This window comes from Cronobacter sp. 153480017-3, from assembly GCF_053627815.1.
Genome location: NZ_JBSEYN010000007.1, coordinates 160,690 through 183,595, shown reverse-complemented (window position 1 = coordinate 183,595; position 22,906 = coordinate 160,690). Strand labels below are relative to the sequence as shown.

The 22,906-nt window shown below is 55.4% G+C and carries 19 protein-coding genes; 8 read left to right on the top strand and 11 right to left on the bottom strand.

Annotated features, from left to right (window positions below; translation table 11 throughout):
* Positions 1–37 precede the first annotated feature (37 nt).
* The 8 genes from ACUW6V_RS16385 to bolA all read right to left on the bottom strand — a co-directional run bounded on the left by ACUW6V_RS16385 (position 38) and on the right by bolA (position 9,957).
* The gene (locus ACUW6V_RS16385; protein WP_105623053.1) at positions 38–406 is read right to left on the bottom strand and encodes a helix-hairpin-helix domain-containing protein; all 369 of its coding nucleotides are present in this window, start codon (positions 404–406) and stop codon (positions 38–40) included.
* A gap of 146 nt (positions 407–552) precedes the next feature.
* Positions 553–2,430, bottom strand: a complete 1,878-nt coding sequence (ppiD, locus tag ACUW6V_RS16380) for a peptidylprolyl isomerase (RefSeq protein WP_105623054.1) — start codon at positions 2,428–2,430, stop codon at positions 553–555.
* Positions 2,431–2,645: 215 nt separating this feature from the next.
* Positions 2,646–2,918 (bottom strand): nucleoid-associated protein HU-beta, encoded by a 273-nt coding sequence (gene hupB, locus ACUW6V_RS16375; RefSeq protein ID WP_004387727.1) that lies wholly within the window; start codon positions 2,916–2,918, stop codon positions 2,646–2,648.
* Between the two features lie 209 nt (positions 2,919–3,127).
* The gene (gene lon / locus ACUW6V_RS16370) at positions 3,128–5,482 is read right to left on the bottom strand and encodes an endopeptidase La (RefSeq protein ID WP_004387728.1); all 2,355 of its coding nucleotides are present in this window, start codon (positions 5,480–5,482) and stop codon (positions 3,128–3,130) included.
* Between the two features lie 186 nt (positions 5,483–5,668).
* Positions 5,669–6,943: an ATP-dependent protease ATP-binding subunit ClpX gene (gene clpX / locus ACUW6V_RS16365; protein ID WP_004387729.1), complete on the bottom strand. Its 1,275-nt coding sequence runs from the start codon at positions 6,941–6,943 to the stop codon at positions 5,669–5,671.
* Positions 6,944–7,066: 123 nt separating this feature from the next.
* The gene (gene clpP / locus ACUW6V_RS16360) at positions 7,067–7,690 is read right to left on the bottom strand and encodes an ATP-dependent Clp endopeptidase proteolytic subunit ClpP (RefSeq protein ID WP_004387730.1); all 624 of its coding nucleotides are present in this window, start codon (positions 7,688–7,690) and stop codon (positions 7,067–7,069) included.
* Between the two features lie 300 nt (positions 7,691–7,990).
* Positions 7,991–9,289, bottom strand: coding sequence for a trigger factor (gene tig, locus ACUW6V_RS16355; RefSeq protein ID WP_004387731.1), 1,299 nt, complete (start codon positions 9,287–9,289; stop codon positions 7,991–7,993).
* Positions 9,290–9,639: 350 nt separating this feature from the next.
* Positions 9,640–9,957 carry a transcriptional regulator BolA gene (gene bolA, locus ACUW6V_RS16350; RefSeq protein WP_004387733.1) on the bottom strand — a complete coding sequence of 106 codons (318 nt, stop codon included), beginning with the start codon at positions 9,955–9,957 and terminating at the stop codon, positions 9,640–9,642.
* A 298-nt stretch (positions 9,958–10,255) separates the two neighbouring features.
* Here bolA and ACUW6V_RS16345 point away from each other — a divergent pair, with 298 nt between their 5' ends.
* Entirely contained in the window at positions 10,256–10,834 is a 579-nt protein-coding gene (locus ACUW6V_RS16345; RefSeq protein ID WP_004387734.1) for a lipoprotein, read from the top strand.
* 54 nt (positions 10,835–10,888) lie between these two features.
* Positions 10,889–12,373 (top strand): muropeptide MFS transporter AmpG, encoded by a 1,485-nt coding sequence (gene ampG / locus ACUW6V_RS16340; protein ID WP_454038623.1) that lies wholly within the window; start codon positions 10,889–10,891, stop codon positions 12,371–12,373.
* Here ampG and ACUW6V_RS16335 read toward each other — a convergent pair.
* Positions 12,362–13,702 carry a J domain-containing protein gene (locus ACUW6V_RS16335; protein WP_012125492.1) on the bottom strand — a complete coding sequence of 447 codons (1,341 nt, stop codon included), beginning with the start codon at positions 13,700–13,702 and terminating at the stop codon, positions 12,362–12,364. The genes ampG and ACUW6V_RS16335 overlap by 12 nt on opposite strands.
* Positions 13,702–15,402, bottom strand: a complete 1,701-nt coding sequence (locus tag ACUW6V_RS16330) for an Hsp70 family protein (RefSeq protein WP_105605204.1) — start codon at positions 15,400–15,402, stop codon at positions 13,702–13,704. The genes ACUW6V_RS16335 and ACUW6V_RS16330 overlap by 1 nt, the downstream gene beginning before the upstream one ends.
* Positions 15,403–15,922: 520 nt before the next feature.
* Here ACUW6V_RS16330 and cyoA point away from each other — a divergent pair.
* The 6 genes from cyoA to ACUW6V_RS16300 all read left to right on the top strand — a co-directional run bounded on the left by cyoA (position 15,923) and on the right by ACUW6V_RS16300 (position 22,252).
* A complete protein-coding gene (gene cyoA / locus ACUW6V_RS16325; protein WP_004387737.1) occupies positions 15,923–16,870 on the top strand; it encodes a cytochrome o ubiquinol oxidase subunit II in 948 nt (315 codons plus the stop codon).
* Positions 16,871–16,889: 19 nt separating this feature from the next.
* Positions 16,890–18,881: a cytochrome o ubiquinol oxidase subunit I gene (cyoB, locus tag ACUW6V_RS16320; protein WP_004387738.1), complete on the top strand. Its 1,992-nt coding sequence runs from the start codon at positions 16,890–16,892 to the stop codon at positions 18,879–18,881.
* Positions 18,871–19,488: a cytochrome o ubiquinol oxidase subunit III gene (locus ACUW6V_RS16315; protein WP_004387739.1), complete on the top strand. Its 618-nt coding sequence runs from the start codon at positions 18,871–18,873 to the stop codon at positions 19,486–19,488. The genes cyoB and ACUW6V_RS16315 overlap by 11 nt, the downstream gene beginning before the upstream one ends.
* On the top strand, positions 19,488–19,817 hold the full coding sequence (locus ACUW6V_RS16310; protein WP_004387740.1) for a cytochrome o ubiquinol oxidase subunit IV: 330 nt from the start codon (positions 19,488–19,490) through the stop codon (positions 19,815–19,817). Before ACUW6V_RS16315 ends, ACUW6V_RS16310 begins: the two co-directional genes overlap by 1 nt.
* Positions 19,818–19,828: 11 nt before the next feature.
* Positions 19,829–20,716, top strand: coding sequence for a heme o synthase (gene cyoE / locus ACUW6V_RS16305; RefSeq protein ID WP_007705361.1), 888 nt, complete (start codon positions 19,829–19,831; stop codon positions 20,714–20,716).
* A 171-nt stretch (positions 20,717–20,887) separates the two neighbouring features.
* Entirely contained in the window at positions 20,888–22,252 is a 1,365-nt protein-coding gene (locus tag ACUW6V_RS16300; RefSeq protein ID WP_171964023.1) for an MFS transporter, read from the top strand.
* Between the two features lie 64 nt (positions 22,253–22,316).
* Here ACUW6V_RS16300 and ACUW6V_RS16295 read toward each other — a convergent pair whose 3' ends face one another.
* A complete protein-coding gene (locus ACUW6V_RS16295) occupies positions 22,317–22,808 on the bottom strand; it encodes a YajQ family cyclic di-GMP-binding protein (RefSeq protein ID WP_004387743.1) in 492 nt (163 codons plus the stop codon).
* Positions 22,809–22,906: the final 98 nt, after the last annotated feature.

The following is a 22,906-nucleotide window of genomic DNA, read 5'->3' as shown; positions in this document are numbered from 1 at the left end:
AAAGTTTTTCAACTCTGCAAGCGTGGATGACTAACGATTAGAGGCGGATCCGGGAAAGATTACGTTCGACGAGCGAATTCCCCATACCAGGCACCTGTTTTAAATCCTCGATAGACTTAAACGGACCATACTCTTCGCGATAGCTGACGATAGACTGCGCTTTCTTTTTACCCACGCCGTTCATCGCCTGTGCCAGTTCATCCGCCGTCGCGGTGTTAATGCTAACGGTTTCTTCTGGCGCATCCGCCATGGTTTCCGGCTTCGCCTGTGGCGTAGTGGCGGCGGTTTTTTCTTTTACCGGCTCCGCCTGGGCTTTTCCTGCTGATGGTGCCGCGATAGCTGCGGTGCAAAAAGTGCCGCCAGCCAGCGCGACGGCGAGACATAAGGCTTTGATTCCACGTTTCATGCTGTGTTCTCCTTGTTTGTTAACAGCCTCGCCACCTTAAGCGGAGAGAAAAACAGGCTCAAATGTCAGATTTCAGAAATGGAAAAGGCCGCGAAAGCGGCCTTTGGTATTTGCAGTGAGTTGCAGAAATGGTGCGAGACGTCTCGTTATTGCTGCGGCGGTGCGCCCGCGTCGCCAAGTTTGATTTTGGCGTCTTTACGCAGGCCTTTCAGCAGCGCGTCGAAGGCAATTTCCGCATTGTTCTGAGTCAGACGCTGCGCCATCGCTTTCTTCTGAGCATCCGGCATGGTGCCGCTACGCACTTCATCGAGCGCCAGCAGAACCACGTTGCCCTGCATGTCGTTGCCGATGCCGTAGCTCGGTTTATCTTTGGCTGGCAGCGGCAGAGCGAACACCGGCTGCGTCAGCGTATCCTGCGTGGTGCGCTCAAAGGTTTTCACCGGGCTGAAAGCAATGCCTGCCGCTTTCAGCGCCTCGTCACCTTTGCCCGCTTTCAGCGCACTCAGCAGATTTTGCGCTTCTTCATTTGCCGCTTTCAGCGCCTTCTGGTGTTTCACCAGCGCCGTCACCTGATCTTTCACCTCTGCCAGCGGTTTTTCCGCCTGCGGTTTGTGATCGGTAATACGCAGCACGAACGCACGATCGCCATCAACGGTGATGATGTCTGAATTACTGCCCGGCGTGCCGTTCTCGCCGAGCAGATTGCCGCCAAACACGGCGTCGGCCACCGGCTTAAAGTTAATCTCGGCAGGCACTGCATCACGGCTGAACCAGCCGGTTTCCACCGCTTTCACGCCTGCGGCTTTCTCGGCGCTGGCCAGCGATTCGTTATCATTGTTCGCTGCATCGCTCACTTTACGCTGCAGTGCGAAGAAGGCGTCCAGCGCTTTCTCCTGCTTCACTTTCGCACTGATGTCGTTATGCACTTCAGAAAGCGGCTTCACGGTGGCTGGCGTGATGTCGTCAAGACGTACAATCAGGAAGCCCACGGAGGATTTGATAACGTCAGAAAGCTGGCCTTTCTCTTTCAGACCGGCATTTTTGAACTCATCCGGCGTGGTGCCCGGCTCCAGCCAGCCCATGTCGCCGCCGTTGCGGGCAGTGATGACATCAACCGATTTCTCTTTGGCGAGCGTTGCGAAATCCGCGCCCTGTTTGAGCTGCGCGAGAATGGCTTTCGCTTCATCCTCGGTTTTGGTCTGGATCAGGCTGTAGCGGTTGCGCTGCGGCTGACCAAATTCATCCTGATGTTTGTCGTAGTACGCCTGGATTTCATCTTCGCTGGCGTTCTCAGCGAGGGCTGCGGCGTCAAGCTTGATATAGCTTACGCGGAACTGCTCAGGCGACTGGAAATTATTGGTGTGCTGCTGGTAGTAGTCTTTGATTTCCTGTTCGGAAACCTGCTGCTTCTGGGCCAGCGCATCGACCGCGATGGTCGCCGTGCGAACCTGGCGCTGCTGGGCAAAGAGCGCAGCAAATTGATCGCTTTCGCCCGGCAGAATGAAGTCGCTGCCCATCACGGCGCTGACCAGTTGGTCAGTCGTGAGCTGATTACGCAGCGCCTGCGCGTACTGATCGGCGCTCATGCCCATGCTGGTGATAATAGCGTTGTAGCGCGCGTTATCGAATTTACCGTCGCTCTGGAACGCCGGGTTTTTGAAAATCGACTGGCGCACCTGCTCATCGCTGATGTTGAGATGCAGCGAACGCGCGTATTGATCAATCAGCGCTTCGTCAATCAGCCCCTGCAGCGCGCGCTGGCGCAGCTCGGCCATATATTGTTCATTGGACGCGAGCTCAGAGAAACGGTCGCCCAGTCTTCTCTCAAGGTTGTTGCGCTCGATGTTGACCGCGTTTTCAAGCTGGGCCCGACTGATTTCCTGGTCGTTAACTTTCGCGGCATAGTTGCTGTTACCGCCAATCAGGTAGTTACTCACGCCAGTCAGTACGAATGACAGGATAATCAAACCCAGAATGATCTTGAGCACGACGTGATTTGCCGCCGCGCGTAAATTGTCCATCATGGTGTAACAACACTCCGCTGTAGAATGACAGGTAGAACTCGCACAGAAACATGGCGACATCCGCTGGGCCGCTGCGCGCAAAGGCGTATTGTGACAAGAAACCGGGGCGGTTGTCAGCCCATATCCGCAGATTACTCATCCAGAAAGAAAAAAGGCACATCTTATGATGCGCCTTGTTTTTTTATCCTCTGGCTGTGCTGACGCCAGCCACAGGATCAGTTAACCGCGTCTTTCAGCGCTTTACCGGCACGGAAACCCGGAACTTTCGCAGCCGCGATGGTGATTTCCTTGCCCGTCTGTGGGTTGCGGCCAGTGCGGGCAGCGCGTTCACGAACGGAAAAAGTACCAAAGCCAACCAGCGCGACTTCATCCCCGGACTGCAGAGATTCAGTCACGGAATCAATCAAAGCATCTAACGCACGTCCAGCCGCTGCTTTAGAAATATCGGCACCTGCGGCAATTTTGTCTATCAGTTGAGATTTATTCACTCTTCTCTTCCTCTCTTTATATTTTATATCGCACCGGGATCCTTCAGGGTGCGACCGCGCAGCAGTTATAACAGTCCTCACATGCCCTTACAACAGGAGTTGTTGATGGCACCCCAGACCGGCAATCTAAATTAGCTATACAAAAAAAGGCTGGCAAGTACGAAAGCACTTACCAGCCCTGTTTTTCTCAGCGCGCTTGCGTCAGGTCACTATTTTGCGGTGGCGACCTGCATGCCGTACGGCGCGTTTTGCAGCGCCAGCGTCAGCACTTCTTCGATGCGCTTAACCGGGTGGATATCCAGATCGGCAATCACGTTCTCCGGAATCTCTTCCAGGTCGCGTTTGTTTTCATCCGGGATCAGCACGGTTTTGATGCCGCCACGGTGCGCCGCCAGCAGTTTCTCTTTCAGGCCGCCAATCGGCAGCACCTGACCACGCAGCGTGATTTCACCGGTCATCGCCACATCGGCGCGCACCGGGTTGCCGGTCAGGCAGGAGACCAGCGCGGTGCACATCGCGATACCGGCGCTCGGGCCATCTTTCGGCGTGGCACCTTCCGGCACGTGAACGTGAATATCACGTTTTTCGTAGAAGTCGCTGTTGATGCCAAGCTTCTCAGCGCGCGCGCGAACGACCGTTAACGCCGCCTGGATAGATTCCTGCATCACTTCACCCAGTGAACCGGTGTAAGTCAGTTTGCCTTTGCCCGGCACGCACGCAGTTTCGATGGTCAGCAGATCGCCGCCCACTTCCGTCCACGCAAGCCCCGTCACCTGCCCTACGCGGTTTTCGCTGTCGGCGCGGCCATAGTCGAAGCGCTGCACACCCAGGAAATCTTTCAGGTTTTCACCGGTGATTTCGATGCGTTTGAGCGATTTATCCAGCAGCAGCTGTTTTACCGCTTTACGGCACAGTTTAGAGATTTCACGCTCAAGGCTACGCACGCCCGCTTCGCGAGTGTAGTAACGGATGATGCCGATAATAGCGCTGTCATCGACGTTAATCTCATTCTCTTTCAGCGCGTTACGCTCGATCTGCTTCGGCAGCAGGTGACGCTTCGCGATGTTGAGTTTTTCATCTTCGGTGTAACCGGACAGACGGATCACTTCCATACGATCCAGCAGCGGCGCTGGAATGTTCATGGAGTTAGACGTCGCGACGAACATGACGTCGCTTAAGTCGTAATCCACTTCCAGGTAGTGATCGTTAAAGGCCACGTTCTGTTCCGGATCGAGCACTTCCAGCAGGGCGGAAGCCGGATCGCCACGCATGTCAGACGACATTTTGTCGATCTCATCGAGCAGGAACAGCGGGTTTTTCACGCCCACTTTGGCCATTTTCTGAATCAGCTTACCCGGCATGGAGCCGATGTAAGTACGGCGGTGACCGCGGATTTCCGCTTCGTCACGCACGCCGCCGAGCGCCATACGGACATATTTACGGCCGGTCGCTTTAGCGATGGACTGACCGAGCGAGGTTTTACCTACCCCCGGCGGCCCGACCAGGCAGAGGATCGGCCCTTTGATTTTGTTAACACGGCTCTGAACCGCGAGGTATTCCAGAATGCGGTCTTTGACGCGCTCAAGGCCGTAGTGGTCGGTATCGAGGATTTCCTGGGCCTGACGCAGGTCTTTTTTGACTTTGCTGCGCGCGTTCCACGGCACCTGCACCATCCAGTCGATATAACCGCGTACCACGGTCGCTTCGGCGGACATCGGCGACATCATTTTCAGCTTCTGCAGCTCGGCTTCGGCTTTCTCTTTTGCCTCTTTCGGCATTTTGGCCGCGTCGATTTTACGCTTCAGCGCTTCGTTTTCGTCCGGCGCGTCGTCCATTTCGCCGAGCTCTTTCTGAATGGCTTTCATTTGCTCGTTCAGATAGTACTCGCGCTGGCTTTTTTCCATCTGTTTTTTGACGCGATTACGAATGCGTTTCTCAACCTGCAGCAGGTCGATTTCCGATTCCATCATCGCCATCAGGTATTCCAGACGCTCGTTGATGTCGGACATTTCCAGCACCGACTGCTTATCGCTAAGCTTCAGCGGCATATGCGCGGCGATGGTATCCGCAAGACGCGCCGGATCGTCAATGCTGTTAAGCGACGTCAGCACTTCTGGCGGGATTTTTTTGTTCAGCTTGATGTAGCCTTCGAACTGGCTGATCGCGGTGCGCACCAGCACTTCCTGCTCGCGCTCGTCAATAGCCGGCGATTCGAGGTATTCCGCTTTCGCCGCGAAATGGTCGCCGTTGTCGGAAAGCGTGGTAATACGCGCGCGCTGCAAACCTTCGACCAGCACTTTGACGGTGCCGTCCGGCAGTTTCAGCATTTGCAAAATAGACGCCACGGTACCGACGGTAAACAGATCGTTCACGCCCGGCTCATCCGTTGAGGCTTCTTTCTGCGCCACCAGCATGACTTTTTTGTCATTATCCATGGCGGCTTCAAGACAACGAATAGACTTTTCCCGTCCCACAAACAAAGGGATAACCATGTGCGGATAAACCACCACATCGCGCAATGGCAATACGGGGATTTCAATGCGTTCAGAACGCTCAGGATTCATAGAGCTCTCTCTTAGTTTAGTTTCCGCCTGGTGATGGGGCGCATGTGAACGCACTTCACGGCATCACCAATTAAGTAAATCAGTATATGGGGATGTTTCCCGGACATTCAACGGCACGGAAGCAGGAAAAATAAATGGGGGAATATTTCCCCCATTTATTGTTAACTGATTGTCGGAACGGGCGAATTATTCGCCGGATGCCTGCTGGGCTTCCGGCTTGCCGTAAATCAGCAGCGGCTCGCTCTGGCCGGCAATCACCGACTCGTCGATGACCACTTTTTCCACTTCTTCCATAGACGGCAGATCGTACATGGTCTCCAGCAGCGCCGCTTCTACGATAGAGCGCAGGCCACGCGCGCCGGTTTTACGGGACATCGCTTTCTTCGCGATGGCTTCCAGCGCTTCGTCGCGGAACTCAAGCTCCACGCCTTCCAGATTGAACAGCGCCTGATACTGCTTGGTCAGGGCGTTTTTCGGCTCTTTCAGGATCTGGATCAGGGCGTCTTCGCTCAGCTCGTTCAGGGTGGCAACCACCGGCAGACGACCGATGAATTCCGGGATCAGACCAAACTTGATCAGATCTTCCGGCTCCACCTGAGAGAGCAGTTCGCCTTCGGTCGCTTTCTGCGATTTGCCTTTGACCGTCGCGCCAAAACCAATGCCGGAGCCGGTTTCTACGCGGTTCGCGATAACTTTATCGAGGCCCGCGAACGCGCCGCCGCAGATAAAGAGAATCTTGGAGGTATCCACCTGCAAGAACTCCTGCTGCGGATGCTTGCGACCGCCCTGCGGCGGTACGGCAGCCACGGTGCCTTCGATAAGCTTCAGCAGCGCCTGCTGGACGCCTTCGCCAGAAACGTCACGCGTGATAGACGGGTTATCGGATTTCCGGGAGATTTTATCAATCTCATCGATATACACGATGCCGCGCTGCGCTTTCTGCACGTCGTAGTCGCACTTCTGGAGCAGTTTCTGAATGATGTTTTCCACGTCCTCGCCCACGTAACCGGCTTCGGTCAGCGTGGTGGCGTCAGCCATGGTGAACGGCACATCCAGCAGGCGCGCCAGCGTTTCGGCGAGCAGCGTTTTACCGCTACCGGTCGGGCCGATCAGCAGTATGTTACTTTTGCCAAGCTCAACGCCGTTAGACGTGTCGCCGTTGCGCAGACGTTTGTAGTGGTTATAGACCGCAACCGCCAGCACCTTTTTGGCCTTTTCCTGACCGATAACGTAATCGTCAAGATGGCTACGAATTTCATGTGGCGTCGGCAGAGCGCTGCGTTCACGGTGCGGAGCCACTTCTTTAATCTCTTCGCGAATAATGTCGTTACACAGATCGACACACTCGTCGCAGATATACACGGACGGCCCGGCAATCAGCTTGCGCACTTCATGCTGGCTTTTGCCGCAAAAAGAGCAGTACAACAGTTTGCCTGAGCTGTCTTTGCGCTTATCTGTCATGAGTCAAAACCTCTTTTCTGTTCTTAGTGCCGCACGCGACAACGCCATGCCAATACCAGCGCCTGCCGCCAGGATACCGAGGACCACCTCTTAATGAGTATAGCGGCCCTCGCGTGGCGGGCGTCAGTTACGGTGGGTCATGATGGAGTCAACCAGACCATACTCTACTGCTTCACCTGCAGAGAGGAAACGGTCGCGCTCGGTGTCTCTCTCGATTTGTTCAAGAGGCTGGCCCGTATGTTGCGCCATCAGTTCGTTCATGCGTGCTTTCACTTTCAGGATTTCGCGGGCGTGGATTTCGATATCCGTCGCCTGCCCCTGGTAGCCGCCCAGCGGCTGGTGGATCATTACGCGCGAGTTGGGCAGGCAGAAACGTTTCCCTTTCGTGCCCGCGGTCAGCAGGAATGCGCCCATTGACGCCGCCTGGCCCATACAAATGGTGCTGACGTCCGGCTGAATAAACTGCATGGTGTCGTAGATAGACATCCCGGCGGTAATTACCCCACCCGGCGAGTTAATGTAAAGATAGATGTCTTTCTCTGGGTTTTCCGCTTCCAGAAACAGCATCTGCGCGACAATCAGGTTGGCCATCTGGTCTTCGACCTGGCCGGTCAGAAAAATGATACGTTCCTTGAGCAGACGGGAGAAAATATCGTAAGAACGCTCGCCGCGCGAGGTCTGTTCAACAACCATCGGCACCAGAGCCATATGGGGTGCAAATTGATCACGTTCGTCACTGTATGACATATCCGTCTCCTGGATAAATATTCTGAGTAACCTGCTGCACTGATTCTACTTGAGACCGTACAGGATGACTATGCTCCTGCCGGTAAACACCTTACGGACGGATTATCAGCCAGTCGTTCACTTTTTACTGTTTCATTAATGGGGATAATGATGCCCTGTTTCAAGCATAACAATCTTTTGCTGTTACGCTAACACCGAAACACGCCTGACCCGCCATTTTTGGGTAGGAAAAGTGACAAAAAAGCCCGTCACCCTGCGGTGACGGGCCCCATGTGCCTCGTCGTGAAACGATGAAAGGGCTTACGCCTGCTGGTTCATCAGTTCGTTGAAAGAGGTCGGTTTTTCGGTCACTTTGGCTTTCGCCAGTACCGCTTCAACCGCCTGCTCTTCCAGCGCCACGTTGCGCATGTTGTCCATCAGCTCGTTGTTCTTGCTGTAGAACTCGATTACTTCTGACGGATCTTCGTAAGCGGAAGCCATCTCTTCGATCAGCGCTTTCACGCGATCTTCGTCAGCTTTCAGCTCGTGGGTACGAATCACTTCGCCCAGCAGCAGGCCAACAACAACGCGGCGTTTAGCCTGTTCTTCGAACAGTTCGCGCGGCAGTTCCAGAGCCTGTTTCTCGTTACCGCCGAAACGCTGTGCAGCCTGACGGCGCAGCACGTCGATTTCGCCGTCAATCAGCGCAGCCGGAACGTCGATGTTATTCGCGTTCACCAGACCTTCGATAGCCTGAGACTTGATGCGGTTACGCACGGCGCCTTTCAGTTCGCGCTCCATGTTTTTACGCACTTCAGCACGCAGACCAGCAACAGAACCATCTTCAACGCCGAAACGTTTGATGAACTCTTCGGTCAGTTCCGGCAGTTCGCGCTCTTCAACTTTCTTCAGATTGATGACGAATTTCGCCGCTTTACCTTTCAGGTTTTCTGCGTGGTACTCTTCCGGGAAGGTCACGTCGATGGTGAACTCTTCGCCCGCTTTGTGGCCTTTAATGCCTTCTTCAAAGCCCGGGATCATGCGGCCCTGGCCCATCGCCAGTACGAAGTCGGTCGCTTTGCCGCCTTCGAACTCTTCGCCGTCTACAGAACCGGTGAAGTCGATGGTCACACGGTCTTCTGCATCAGCAGCGCCGTCTTTGTCTTTCCAGGTCGCCTGCTGCTTGCGCAGGGTGTCCAGCATGGTGTCTACGTCAGCGTCGGTCACTTCAACAACCGGTTTTTCCACTTCGATAGATTCCAAGCCTTTCAGCTCAACTTCCGGGTACACTTCGAACTCTACCGCGTAGGTGAAGTCTTCGCCCAGTTTGTATTCGCCCGGAACGTAGTTCGGCGCGCCAGCCGGATTGATTTTTTCTTTGATGATGGCGTCAACGAAGTGACGGCTCATCAGATCGCCCAGCACATCCTGACGCACGGAAGCGCCATAACGCTGAGCAACAACATTCATCGGTACTTTGCCTTTGCGAAAGCCGTCGATACGCACTTTCTTTGCCACGTTGACCAGCTCGCTTTTTACAGCGTTCTCGATGCTGTCAGCAGCGATAGTAATCGTTACACGGCGCCCAAGGCCCTGAGTGGTTTCAACTGAAACTTGCATCTTGTTACCTCAAAAAATCACAGTGCTCGGTCAACTCTGGAAGCCCTATGGTATTCGCTTCGCAGAACCGGGACGTCTTCTTTAGCAGAAACACTATCCCTGTCGCCAGAATCGTCCCGAAGACATTCCGAAAAATAAGACGCAGCATTATAGCGGCATCCCCTTGGGGAGTCGAGAAAAGCCAGCCGAGGCATTGCGGCACTTTTCACACTTCCCGGCAAAATTACGACTGAAAAATGCACATACCGTGCAAAATTCAGGCAAAACAAAAACGGCCACGCAGGCCGTTTCGTTTTCTTACCGCTGGCGCAACATACTGGAAAAGCTCCCGACGTTGCAACTGTGATTGATCAGGCCAGCGTGCCGGCTCCCCGACAGGCCGGAGAAGGCAGGACCGTATCCTGTAGCCCTTCCCACTCTTTAAGCGTGTAAGTATGCAGCGCCAGCGCATGCACCGTCGAGGCCAGCTCTTCGCTAAGGATGCCGTAGATGAGGCGGTGACGATTCAGAAAACGCTCGCCTACAAAGCGATCGCTGACCAGCACGACTTTAAAATGGCTTTCAGAGCCTGCCGGTACGTTATGACGATAGCTTTCATCCACTACATCCAGAAAGACAGGCTCAAACGCTGCTTTCAGTTTTTCTTCGATCTGCTCGCGTATCATCATAAAACTCTCCTCGACCACGCTGCGATGGCAGCCATCACTTTAAAGGTTAGCCGCTTTTACCGTTTCCATTGTCAAAAAACAACACAATTTTAACTTTTGCAGCCGCTTCGCTTTATGGCAGGCTGTGCGCCCGGTCGCGCCGTTTTACGGGAATCTGTTACGGTGCGAAGCCAGGCGACGGTCATAAAAAAGACATTGCGTTATTTTCAGTCGACTGGCCTCTTCCCCTCGCGCATGGCGATGCTATGATGGCGGGAATTTTCTTCTTTATTGCCCATGGACCGTTGAGAGCCTGAACATGTTAAAAAAAGTACTCTTCCCGCTCGTCGCCCTCTTTATGCTGGCCGGATGTGCCACACCGCCGACGACGATTGAAGTCTCCCCGAAAATCACCCTGCCGCAGCAAGACCCGAGCCTGATGGGCGTGACCGTCAGCATCAACGGCGCTGACCAGCGTCAGGATCAGGCGCTCGCGAAAGTCACCCGCGACAACCAGCTGGTAACGCTGACCGCCTCTCGCGATCTGCGTTTCCTGCTCCAGGAAGTGCTGGAAAAACAGATGACCTCCCGCGGTTATATGATTGGCCCAAGCGGCGCGGTGGATCTGCAAATTATCGTCAACCAGCTCTATGCTGACGTCTCGCAGGGTAACGTGCGCTACAACATCGCCACCAAAGCGGATATCTCTATCATCGCCACCGCGAAGACCGGCAATAAGATGACCAAAAACTACCGCGCCAGCTATTCTGTTGAAGGCGCTTTCCAGGCGAGCAACAAAAACATCGCCGACGCCGTTAACTCCGTGCTGAGCGACACCATCGCCGATATGGCGCAGGACACCAGCATTCACGAGTTCATCAAACAGAACGCGCGTTAATCATCCTTGTTGTTAAAGGCCCGGTTCGCCGGGCCGCTTTTTTTACGGCCGCCCATGCACAGTTCTTACTTACGTCTTTTCCAGCAGCCGAAATCCGCCATTTTACTGATCCTCGGCTTCGCTTCTGGACTCCCGCTGGCGCTCACCTCCGGCACGCTCCAGGCCTGGATGACGGTCGAGAATATCGATCTCAAAACCATCGGCTTTTTCTCCCTCGTCGGTCAGGCTTACGTCTTTAAATTTCTCTGGTCGCCGGTGATGGACCGCTATACGCCGCCGTTTCTCGGCAGACGCCGCGGCTGGCTGTTTATCACACAGCTGTTATTACTGATCGCCATCGCCGCGATGGGCTTTTTAGAGCCCTCAACGCATCTGCGCTGGATGGCGGCGCTGGCGGTGCTGATTGCGTTCTGCTCGGCATCGCAGGATATCGTGTTTGATGCCTGGAAAACGGACGTGCTGCCCGCGGACGAACGTGGAACGGGCGCTGCGATTAGTGTGCTGGGCTACCGGCTGGCGATGCTTGTCTCCGGCGGTCTTGCACTCTGGATAGCGGACCGCTGGCTTGGCTGGCAGGCCACGTACTGGCTGATGGCCGCGCTGCTGATCCCCTGCATTATCGCCACCTGGCTTGCGCCCGAACCGGACGAGGCGATCCCCGCCCCACGCACGCTGGAGCAGGCGGTGGTCGCGCCTCTGCGCGATTTCTTCGGGCGCAATAACGCCTGGCTTATTCTGCTGCTGATTGTGCTTTATAAACTTGGCGACGCGTTCGCCATGAGCCTCACCACCACCTTTTTAATTCGCGGCGTCGGCTTTGACGCCGGTCAGGTGGGGATGGTGAACAAGACGCTGGGGCTGCTCGCCACTATCATTGGCGCGCTTTTCGGCGGTGCGCTGATGCAGCGGCTCTCACTGTTTCGCGCGTTGATGATTTTCGGGATTTTGCAGGCGGTTTCAAACGCGGGTTACTGGCTGCTGTCGGTGACGGATAAACATCTGCTGAGCATGGCCGGTGCGGTCTTTTTTGAAAACCTGTGCGGCGGCATGGGCACCGCGGCGTTCGTCGCGCTGCTGATGACGCTCTGTAATAAGTCGTTCTCCGCCACACAGTTCGCCCTGCTCTCTGCGCTCTCGGCCGTGGGCCGCGTCTATGTCGGCCCGGTCGCGGGCTGGTTTGTGGAAGCCTACGGCTGGCCGACGTTTTATCTTTTCTCGGTCGCGGCGGCCGTGCCGGGCCTTCTGCTTTTACAGTTGTGCAAGGGAACGCTGGAATATATGGGCGATACTGGCAAGTTTTTGCGCCGCCAGGCCTACCCGGCTGGCTACCGGTTTGCGTTGCGTCTGCTGCTGCTCGGCTGCGTGCTGGCAGGCGTCTGGCTGCTGATTATCATCAGTCACGCGCTCGGTCTGAGCGCGTTGACCTTCGGCGTCACGCTGCTTGAAGCGGGCATAGCGCTGGCGCTTGCCGGTATCGTGCTCGGCTGCCTGCTGGATTACCTGGCGCTGCGCAAGGGCTCTGCGCGTTCACAGCCCTAAGCGTAGTAAGGTAATCATGTTGCTTATTATCGCGCTATAGACTTTGCTGCCGAACGGAATCAACAACAGGTTGATTATCCACGGAAGCTGACTGATAAGGTTTACAGGAAACCCCAACGGCCCGGAGATAATATCAATGGGCCAGCGCCACCAGACCCGCATTCGCGGCCTTAAACACACCACCAGCACCGCCACGATAATGACGACCACATAGAGCAGCGGCGTGATTTCATGGTTTTTGTGGTAAAACCCGACGGTATATCGCGCAAGCTCTCCCACCGGATGGGCAAGTAGCGCGACGGATAACAGCACGTACCCGACACGAATGCCGATCCGCTGACGACTGCCTTCCGGATAGCGGTTCCAGAGATAAGGTATGCCAAACAGGTAAACCACCACTATCGCGCCGACGATACCGACATCCACCGCCGTCACCTGCGGGTCGATCGCAAGGAAACCCAGCACGCTGCCCCAGAAGAGCACAGCCATAAAGGTATAGAGTGGCAGCGCCCAGCCAGGCGCAGATAAAAGCTCAATCATGACCGGATTCAGACGCTGCCACATCCCCGGATGCTCGCTGCACATCGCGCGCGCGCGCTGGCGTGCCTCATCCAGAAAACCGGGCCAGAAACGCCCCCACCAGGGCAGCGGCGCCTGCGGTTCGCTGATCAACCGCCAGCGGGCTTTCGACAGCCAGTTCGCCTGATGCTGGCCGCGCTCCACGACCATCCGGTACTCTTCTTCCGTCGTGGCGATACGCGCTTCAAGCGCCCAAACCAGCACGTCAGGCAGCGCCGTGCTGCGGTAGTGATCCAGCTCCCAGCCCATAATTCTGCCCACATGCTCCAGCATGCCGCGCGTCAGCCACTCCTCCTGTGAGAGCGCATCGGCAAGCCGCTCGCTGAAATAACGGCGTGCCGCCAGCGCATCCGGCAGCCCGGTTGCGAGAAACGTCTCTAATTGCTGACAGCCCGCCATCTCGTCAGCCACAATCGAGGTGGCGAGCGCCTGCGCCTGCTCGTTAAGCGTTTGTGCATCCCAGTCAGCCAGCGTCACGGTTTCAGCCTGCGGCAGAGGCTCGTCCTGCGGCGTCAACAAAGTCTGCGGCGTAAAGCGGTAGGTAATGACGCCTTCATCATCACCCTCTTCATCCTCTTCTTCCTCGTCATACTCCTGATAGCGCTGCGCCGCCTCATAGGCTTCGCGTAACTGCTGATACTTTTGCGGATCCTGATCCGGGCGGTGTTGCTTAACGATTTTTGCCCACGCGCGGCGCAGCGCGCCTTTATCTTTTGTTGGCTCAAGGCCAAGAAGCGTCCAGGCGTCCATTAGCGTAATCCGTCGTCAAATTGCGCGAGGATCTGCTCCAGCGCCTGGCGCGCGAGCGCGATCTCACGCAGATCCTGGCTCTCCAGCGCCTGCTCGAATTGCGCGCTGTAGTGATCGATAAGATGGCGTCTTTCGCCGAGCGTTTGCTCATAACGCAGGCTCGCCTGCGCCAGCAGTTGCCGGTTCTCCGTGCGGTCACGCGGGTGAATTTTCAGGGCGTCGAGCTGTGCCAGACGCTGTTTGATCTCTTCCGGGCTAAGGCTGCCAGGGGCGCGTTCAATCACCAGCGACGCCGCGCTCTCCTGGCCGTCCACTTTGCACTCCACTTCCAGAATGCCGTCGAGGGTATAGGTAAAGCGCACGTCCACCGTTACCTCGCCCGCCGGGCGCGGGGGAATATCAAGCGTGAATTTATCGAGCAGAATATTTTCCGCGACGCGGCGCGCTTCGCCCTGAAACACGGCGATCTCAAGCTGGCGCTGGTTATCGTAAACAGTGGAAATCGAGCGGAACATGCTGACCGGCACAAAGCTGTTGCGCTCAATAATGGGGAGAAAATACCCGCTGTCATAGCGTTCGCCGTTGCGGCGCGCCGTTTCGATACCAAGAGAGTATGGCATGACGTCGGTAAGCACGATGTCATCGAGCGCGGCGTCAAGGCTGGCAAGCCCGGCCTGGATGCCCGCGCCGAGCGCGACGACTTCATCCGGGTTGAGTTCGGCGCGCGGGAAGCGGCCAAACATACGCGCGGCCAGCTGGCGCACCACCGGCATGCGCGTGGCGCCGCCCACCAGAATCACATCGTCCAGATCGCTGATATCAAAGCGGGCGTCGCGCAGCGCCTGGATGACCGGCTGTTTGAGGCGCGCCAGCAGCGGCTGGCAGATCTCCGTTAAAGTCTCGTTGTCGAGCGTCCACGTCATCTCCTCGCCACCGGCGCTGAGCGTGGCGGTCGCCTGCGCCTGGTGCGTCAGTTGCCGCTTGAGGCTTTCTGCCGCCTCCACCAGTTGCGCCTCTGCCTGCGCGCCGGACGGCTGGTAGTGCGGATAACGCGAGAGCATCCACTGGCGGATGATGTCGGTAAAGTCATCGCCGCCAAGCCTGGCGTCGCCGCTACTGGCGCGCACTTCAATCACGCCTTCAAACATATCGACGATGGAAACGTCAAACGTGCCGCCGCCCAGATCGAAAACCAGAAACTTTTGCTCGCGGTTATCGGCAAGGCCGTAGGCGAGCGAGGCCGCCGTAGGTTCATTCACCAGCCGCTCAACCGTAAGCCCGGCCAGATGCCCGGCGGCTTTCACCGCTTTACGCTGGATATCGTTAAACCAGGCCGGCACGGTGATCACCGCGCGGGTAACTGGAGAGCCAAGCGCCACTTCCGCATCGGCTTTCAGCTTGCGAAGCACTAAGGCAGACAGCTCTTCGGCGCGAAAGCGGTGTTCGCCGAGCGCAAAGATTTTATCGGTGCCCATGTAGCGCTTGAAGCTCGCATGAGTGAGTGCCGGATGGCTCACCAGCCGCGCTTTCGCCGCCTCGCCCACAATCAAATGGCCGTCGTCATCCAGCCCGACCACCGACGGCGTGAGGACGCGCTTCTGACCATCGGCAATCAATGTGGCCTGCCCTTCATTAAACCAGGCCACCGCGCTGTTGGATGTCCCCAGATCGATGCCGACGAGCGGCGTTGCTGTTTCCATGTGTATCAATCCTTTACCCTGAATAATTGTTGTTTTTTTGTTGCTTTTATCGCCAGAAAAAAAGCACAACGAAGAAAGTGTTCCAATTTACTGGTCAATAAAATAGCATCTGATTTGCTTAGATATATTTATCGAAATTTGGTAGCAGAGACTTTAAATAATTTCGTTTATCATTCTGTGCGACATTATTTTTAACGATTCAGCACCGGGAATAATTATTTCCGCGCCGTTATTGTTTCTCATTTGAAACCGCCTTGTTAATTTATTGTATGTTATTTTCTCCCCGATATACTCAATTCCCGTCTTGACCTTACTTTACATAGGATTTTGTTATAACCCTTGCCATGTGGCTGTCATGGCTTACATTTTACATTTTGTTGCATTGGCTGTGACGGTAGCGACAGAACCCGGTTACACCCCGCAGACAGTGCGCCATTCGTGTTTACAGTAATGTAACCTTCCCGTAAAATGCCCGGCACACTTTAACCGCCACCAGATCCCCCTGAATTGAGGTCGTTAAATGAGACTCAGGAAATACAATAAAAGTTTGGGACTGCTGTCATTATTCGCAGGCACTGTTTTACTCAGTGGCTGCGATGCTGCGCTTCTCAACCCCAAAGGACAGATTGGACTGGAGCAACGTTCACTGATACTGACCGCCCTCGGGCTGATGTTGATTGTCGTGATTCCAGCCATCTTGATGGCTATTGGCTTCGCCTGGAAATATCGGGCAACCAATAAGGACGCAAAATACAGCCCCAACTGGTCACACTCCAATAAAGTTGAAGCTGTTGTCTGGACCATCCCGATCCTTATCATCATTTTCCTTGCAGTACTGACATGGAAAACCACGCACTCGCTCGAACCCAGCCGTCCGCTGGATCACGATGCGAAGCCGGTGACCATCGAAGTTATCGCAATGGACTGGAAGTGGTTCTTCATTTATCCGGAGCAGGGTATCGCAACGGTCAATGAAATCGCGTTCCCGGCGAACACGCCTGTGGAATTCAAAATCACCTCCAACTCGGTGATGAACTCCTTCTTTATTCCGCGCCTGGGTAGCCAGATCTACGCAATGGCAGGTATGCAGACCAAACTGCACCTGATTGCGAACGAAGCCGGCACCTACGACGGTATTTCTGCTAACTACAGTGGTGCAGGTTTCTCCGGCATGAAGTTCAAGGCAATCGCCACGCCGGATAACGAGACCTTCAACCAGTGGGTGGCCAAAGCGAAGCAGTCTGGCAAAACCATTAACGATATGGCGACCTACGACAAGCTGGCGGCCCCGAGCGAATACAACAAAGTCGAATACTTCTCCAGCGTAAAACCGGATTTGTTTAAAGATGTCATTAACAAATTCATGGGACCTGGGAAGAGCATGGATATGACTCAGTCTGAAGGGGAGCATAACGCCCACGAAGGCATGGAAGGCATGGACATGAATCACGCGGAAACCTCTCACTAAGGGGCCGAGGAATAATACGATGTTCGGAAAACTTACACTGGATGCAATCCCGTACCATGAGCCAATTATCATGGTTACGGTGGCTGCCATTATCGTCGGGGGTCTGGCGCTAGTTGCAGCTATCACTTACTTCGGTAAGTGGTCTTATCTGTGGAACGAGTGGCTCACGTCTGTGGACCACAAACGTCTGGGGGTAATGTATATCCTCGTGGCTATCGTGATGCTGGTTCGCGGCTTCGCGGACGCCATCATGATGCGTACCCAGCAATTGCTGGCGGCCTCCGGCGAAGCCGGGTTCTTGCCGCCGCATCACTACGATCAGATCTTTACCGCCCATGGCGTTATCATGATCTTCTTCGTGGCGATGCCGTTCGTTATCGGTCTGATGAACCTGGTGGTTCCGCTGCAGATCGGCGCGCGCGACGTGGCATTCCCCTTCCTGAACAACCTGAGCTTCTGGTTCACCGTTGTCGGGGTAATTCTTGTGAACGTCTCTCTGGGCGTGGGCGAATTTGCTCAGACCGGTTGGGTGGCTTATCCGCCGCTCTCGGGTATTGAGTACAGTCCGGGCGTCGGGGTGGACTACTGGATCTGGAGTCTCCAGCTCTCCGGTATTGGTACGACACTGACCGGTATCAACTTCTTCGTGACCATCCTGAAGATGCGTGCGCCGGGCATGACCATGTTCAAAATGCCGGTATTCACCTGGGCGTCGCTTTGTACTAACGTCCTGATTATCGTCTCCTTCCCGATCCTGACCGTCACTATCGCGTTGCTGACCCTGGACCGCTATCTGGGCACCCATTTCTTTACCAACGATATGGGTGGCAACATGATGATGTACGTGAACCTGATCTGGGCCTGGGGCCATCCGGAAGTGTACATCCTGGTTCTGCCGGTGTTTGGTGTGTTCTCTGAAATCACCTCCACCTTCTCGAAGAAACGTCTGTTTGGTTATACCTCCCTCGTTTGGGCGACCATCGCGATTACCGTGCTGTCGTTCATCGTGTGGCTGCACCACTTCTTCACCATGGGTAGTGGCGCGAACGTTAACGCCTTCTTTGGTATCACCACGATGATTATCGCCATCCCGACCGGGGTGAAGATCTTCAACTGGCTGTTTACCATGTATCAGGGCCGCATTCAGTTCCACTCCTCTATGCTGTGGACCATCGGCTTCATCATCACCTTCTCCATCGGTGGTATGACCGGCGTTCTGCTGGCGGTACCGGGCGCAGACTTCGTACTGCACAACAGCCTGTTCCTGATTGCGCACTTCCATAACGTCATCATCGGCGGCGTGGTATTTGGTTGCTTCGCAGGGATGAGCTACTGGTGGCCGAAAGCCTTTGGCTACAAGATGAACGAAACCTGGGGCATCCGTGCGTTCTGGTTCTGGATCATCGGCTTCTTCGTAACCTTTATGCCGCTGTACGCCATGGGCTTCATGGGTATGACGCGTCGTGTGAGCCAGAACATCGACCCGATGTTCCAGCCGCTGATGATTGTCGCGGAAATCGGTGCGCTGCTGATCGCGTGCGGTATCCTGTGCATCATCCTGCAGATCTACGTGAGTATCCGTGACCGTCACCTGAACCGTGACCTGACTGGCGACCCGTGGGGCGGCCGTACGCTGGAGTGGGCAACCTCTTCTCCGCCGCCGTTCTATAACTTCGCAGTAGTGCCTGAAATCCACGAGCGCGACGCGTTCTGGGAAATGAAAGACAAAGGTGAAGCTTACAAGCAGCCGGCGCACTATGAAGAAATTCATATGCCAAAGAACAGCGCAGCAGGCATTTTCATTGGCGCGTTCAGCACCATCTTTGGCTTCGCGATGATCTGGCACATCTGGTGGCTGGCTATCGTGGGCTTCGCGGGTATCGTTATTACCTGGATTGCGAAGAGCTTCGATGAAGACGTGGATTACTACGTACCGGTAGCCACCGTTGAGAAACTGGAAAACCAGCACTTCGAAGAAATCACCAAAGCAGGGCTGAAAAATGTCAACTGAGAGCATTAATCACGAACTTGCCCATGGCAGCCATGAGCATGGGCACCACGATGCAGGAGCCAATAAGGTCTTTGGCTTCTGGATCTACCTGATGAGCGACTGCATTCTCTTTGCATGTCTGTTTGCCACCTATGCCGTTCTCGTGAACGGCACGGCGGGGGGCCCGACCGGGAAAGACATTTTCGAACTGCCGTTTGTGCTGGTTGAAACTTTCCTGCTGTTGTTCTCCTCCATCACGTATGGCATGGCGATGATCGCCATGAACAACAACAAACAGAGCCAGGTGATGTCCTGGCTCGCCCTGACCTTCCTGTTTGGCGCAGGGTTCGTGGCGATGGAAATCTATGAATTCCATCATCTGATCGCCGAAGGCTTCGGCCCGGATAAGAGCGGCTTCCTGTCCGCGTTCTTTACCCTGGTCGGCACCCACGGTATCCACGTGACCTCTGGTCTTATCTGGATGGTGGTGATGATGATTCACGTCTCCCGCCGCGGTCTGACCCACAATAACCGCGCGCGTCTGATGTGCCTGAGCATGTTCTGGCACTTCCTGGATGTCGTGTGGATCTGTGTGTTCTCTGTAGTCTATCTGATGGGGGCGATGTAATGAGTCATTCAACCGATCACAACGGCGCCCACCACGGTGGCGTCAAGACGTACCTGATCGGGTTTATCCTGTCGGTCATTCTGACAGTAATCCCGTTCTGGATGGTCATGAACGGCTCCGCGTCTCACGGCACCCTGCTGGGTGTGGTCGTGGCAACCGCAGTCGTACAGATTCTGGTTCACCTGGTGTGCTTCCTGCACATGAACGCCTCCTCTGAGGAGCGCTGGAACCTGGTAGCCTTTGTCTTTACGTTGCTGATTATCGCGATAGTAGTGGTAGGCTCTATCTGGATTATGTGGAACCTGAATTACAACATGATGGTTCACTAAGAGCGGCGAGTATGATTAAGCAATACCTGCAAGTAACGAAACCAGGCATCATCTTCGGCAACCTGATATCGGTTATCGGGGGATTCCTGCTGGCTTCCAAAGGCAGCATCGACTATCCCCTGTTCCTTTTCACCCTCGTGGGGGTGTCGCTGGTCGTGGCGTCCGGTTGTGTGTTCAACAACTACATCGACCGTGATATTGACCGCAAAATGGAGCGCACGAAAAACCGTGTGCTGGTGAAGGGACTGATTTCGCCGAAAATGTCGCTGGTGTACGCCACCTTGCTGGGTATTGCTGGCTTTATGCTGCTCTGGTTCGGCGCGAACCCGCTGGCGATGTGGCTGGCGGTCATGGGCTTTGTGGTGTACGTCGGGGTTTATAGCCTCTACATGAAACGCCACTCGGTCTATGGCACGCTGATTGGCTCGCTGTCGGGCGCCGCGCCGCCGGTTATCGGTTACTGCGCGGTGACCAACGAGTTCGATACCGGCGCGTTGATCCTGCTTGCGATTTTCAGCCTGTGGCAGATGCCGCACTCCTATGCGATTGCTATCTTCCGCTTTAAGGATTATCAGGCCGCCAATATTCCGGTGCTGCCGGTGGTTAAAGGGATCTCTGTGGCGAAAAACCACATCACCCTTTATATCATCGCCTTCGCCGTGGCGACCCTGATGCTCTCGCTGGGCGGTTATGCCGGGTATAAATACCTGGTGGTGGCGGCAGCGGTCAGCGTCTGGTGGCTTGGCATGGCCCTGCGTGGCTATAAGGCTGAAAACGACAAAGTCTGGGCGCGTAAGCTGTTTGTGTTCTCGATTGTCGCTATCACCTCGCTGAGCGTGATGATGTCCGTCGATTTCATGGTGCCGGATTCACATAATCTGCTGACTTACGTCTGGTAAGTCATCGATACGAAAAAGGGTGCTGCGGCACCCTTTTTTATTGCTGCAATCTGGCGCTCGTTTTATTGGCAGCATTAATAGTTAACCCTTGAAATATTTTCTAAATAACCCGGCATTTACCCTCCCCTGCCCTCGCACTACACTAAGACCTGCTTTTTATCTGAGGTGGTAATGAACGATAACAAAATGACGCCAGTCGAATTGCGCGCGACATGGGGTTTAGGGACGGTCTTTTCTTTGCGCATGCTCGGTATGTTTATGGTACTGCCGGTCATTACTACTTACGGAATGGCGCTACAGGGCGCAAGCGAAGCGCTGATTGGCCTCGCCATCGGTATTTACGGCCTCGCGCAGGCGATTTTCCAGGTACCGTTTGGCCTGCTCTCTGACCGCATCGGTCGCAAGCCGCTGATTGTCGGGGGCCTGGCGATATTCGTTATTGGCAGCCTGGTCGCCGCGCTGACAGACTCCATCTGGGGCATTATTCTCGGGCGTGCGCTGCAGGGCTCCGGCGCGATTGCCGCCGCCGTGATGGCGCTACTTTCCGATCTCACCCGCGAACAGAATCGCACCAAAGCGATGGCGTTTATTGGCGTCAGCTTTGGCATCACGTTCGCCATCGCGATGGTGCTCGGGCCGATTATCACCCACGCGCTCGGCCTGCATGCGCTGTTCTGGATGATCGCAGTGCTCGCCACCGCAGGCATCATCATTACGCTCTGGGTCGTGCCTGACAGCAGCAATCACGTGCTGAACCGCGATTCCGGCATGGTGAAGGGCTGCTTTCGTAAAGTGCTGGCGGAGCCGACGCTGCTGAAGCTTAACTTCGGCATCATGTGTCTGCATATTTTGCTGATGTCGACCTTCGTCGCGCTGCCCGGCCAGCTTGAAGCGGCAGGCTTTCCGGCGGCGGCGCACTGGAAAGTCTATCTCTGCACGATGCTGATTTCGTTTGTCTCGGTGGTGCCGTTTATCATCTACGCCGAAGCGAAGCGCAAAATGAAACGCGTGTTTCTCTTCTGCGTGGCGCTGCTGCTGATTGCGGAAATCGTGCTGTGGGGCGCAGGCCCGCACTTCTGGGAACTTATCGTCGGCGTTCAGCTTTTCTTCGTGGCGTTCAACCTGATGGAAGCGCTGCTGCCGTCGCTTATCAGTAAAGCGGCACCGGCGGGCTATAAAGGCACCGCGATGGGCGTCTACTCCACCAGCCAGTTTCTGGGCGTGGCCATTGGCGGATCGCTCGGCGGCTGGGTTGATGGCCTGTTTGACTCGCAAACCGTGTTTCTGGTGGGCGCGCTGCTGGCGACCGTCTGGCTGCTCGTGAGCACCACGATGAAAGAGCCGCCCTATGTCAGCAGCATACGCGTGGAAATTCCGCCTGAAGTGACTGCCGATGAAACACTGGCGCAGCGTTTACGCGACAGCGCGGGCGTCAGCGAGGCGATTGTGGTGGCCGATGAGCGTAGCGCGTATCTGAAAATCGACACCAAAGTGACGAACCGCATCGAGATAGAGCAGCGAATGCTCGGCGCTTGAGTCATCAGCAAAGAAAAAGGGCGGAAAATCCGCCCTTTTTTGTGCCGTCTGTTCGACTTACCGCTTAGTCGCGGAAATTGTTGAACTGGAACGGCTGGCCGAGATTACCGCCGCGCACCAGCGCAATGGTCTGCTGGAGATCGTCGCGGGCTTTACCGGTGACGCGAACCTGTTCGCCCTGGATCTGCGCCTGGACTTTAAGCTTGCTGTCTTTAATCAGCTTCACGATCTTCTTCGCCATGGCGGAATCGATGCCCTGCTTGAGCTTCGCTTCCACGCTCCAGGTTTTTCCGCTGTGATCGAACTCTTCCGGCACCTCGATAGAGCTGCCTTCGATGCCGCGTTTCAACAGCTTCGCGCGCAGGATATCCAGCAGCTGGTTGACCTGGAAATCAGATTCGCTCGTCACTTTGATGGTCTGATTTTTTTCGTTCAGCTCGAAGCTTGCGGTCACGTTGCGAAAGTCGAAACGGGTTTCGAGCTCGCGCGTCGCGTTCTCTACCGCGTTCTGCACTTCGCGCATATCGACCTCAGAGACAATGTCAAAAGATGGCATGTTTTCTATCTCCCTCACAGTATGTGCGTTGCATAATACCCGCAAAGGCGCATAACACAACCCGGAAACCGGCGGCAGGCGAAAGCCTAAGCGCTCAC

Coding starts and splice junctions, on each gene's coding strand:
- ACUW6V_RS16330 (WP_105605204.1), bottom strand. CDS start 15,402: ATGGAAACAGCAACGCCGCTCGTCGGCATCGATCTGGGGACATCCAAC.
- ACUW6V_RS16335 (WP_012125492.1), bottom strand. CDS start 13,702: ATGGACGCCTGGACGCTTCTTGGCCTTGAGCCAACAAAAGATAAAGGC.
- bolA (WP_004387733.1), bottom strand. CDS start 9,957: ATGATGATACGCGAGCAGATCGAAGAAAAACTGAAAGCAGCGTTTGAG.
- ACUW6V_RS16310 (WP_004387740.1), top strand. CDS start 19,488: ATGAGTCATTCAACCGATCACAACGGCGCCCACCACGGTGGCGTCAAG.
- ACUW6V_RS16295 (WP_004387743.1), bottom strand. CDS start 22,808: ATGCCATCTTTTGACATTGTCTCTGAGGTCGATATGCGCGAAGTGCAG.
- ACUW6V_RS16315 (WP_004387739.1), top strand. CDS start 18,871: ATGTCAACTGAGAGCATTAATCACGAACTTGCCCATGGCAGCCATGAG.
- ACUW6V_RS16385 (WP_105623053.1), bottom strand. CDS start 406: ATGAAACGTGGAATCAAAGCCTTATGTCTCGCCGTCGCGCTGGCTGGC.
- tig (WP_004387731.1), bottom strand. CDS start 9,289: ATGCAAGTTTCAGTTGAAACCACTCAGGGCCTTGGGCGCCGTGTAACG.
- cyoB (WP_004387738.1), top strand. CDS start 16,890: ATGTTCGGAAAACTTACACTGGATGCAATCCCGTACCATGAGCCAATT.
- ACUW6V_RS16300 (WP_171964023.1), top strand. CDS start 20,888: ATGAACGATAACAAAATGACGCCAGTCGAATTGCGCGCGACATGGGGT.
- cyoE (WP_007705361.1), top strand. CDS start 19,829: ATGATTAAGCAATACCTGCAAGTAACGAAACCAGGCATCATCTTCGGC.
- cyoA (WP_004387737.1), top strand. CDS start 15,923: ATGAGACTCAGGAAATACAATAAAAGTTTGGGACTGCTGTCATTATTC.
- lon (WP_004387728.1), bottom strand. CDS start 5,482: ATGAATCCTGAGCGTTCTGAACGCATTGAAATCCCCGTATTGCCATTG.
- ACUW6V_RS16345 (WP_004387734.1), top strand. CDS start 10,256: ATGTTAAAAAAAGTACTCTTCCCGCTCGTCGCCCTCTTTATGCTGGCC.
- clpX (WP_004387729.1), bottom strand. CDS start 6,943: ATGACAGATAAGCGCAAAGACAGCTCAGGCAAACTGTTGTACTGCTCT.
- ppiD (WP_105623054.1), bottom strand. CDS start 2,430: ATGATGGACAATTTACGCGCGGCGGCAAATCACGTCGTGCTCAAGATC.
- clpP (WP_004387730.1), bottom strand. CDS start 7,690: ATGTCATACAGTGACGAACGTGATCAATTTGCACCCCATATGGCTCTG.
- ampG (WP_454038623.1), top strand. CDS start 10,889: ATGCACAGTTCTTACTTACGTCTTTTCCAGCAGCCGAAATCCGCCATT.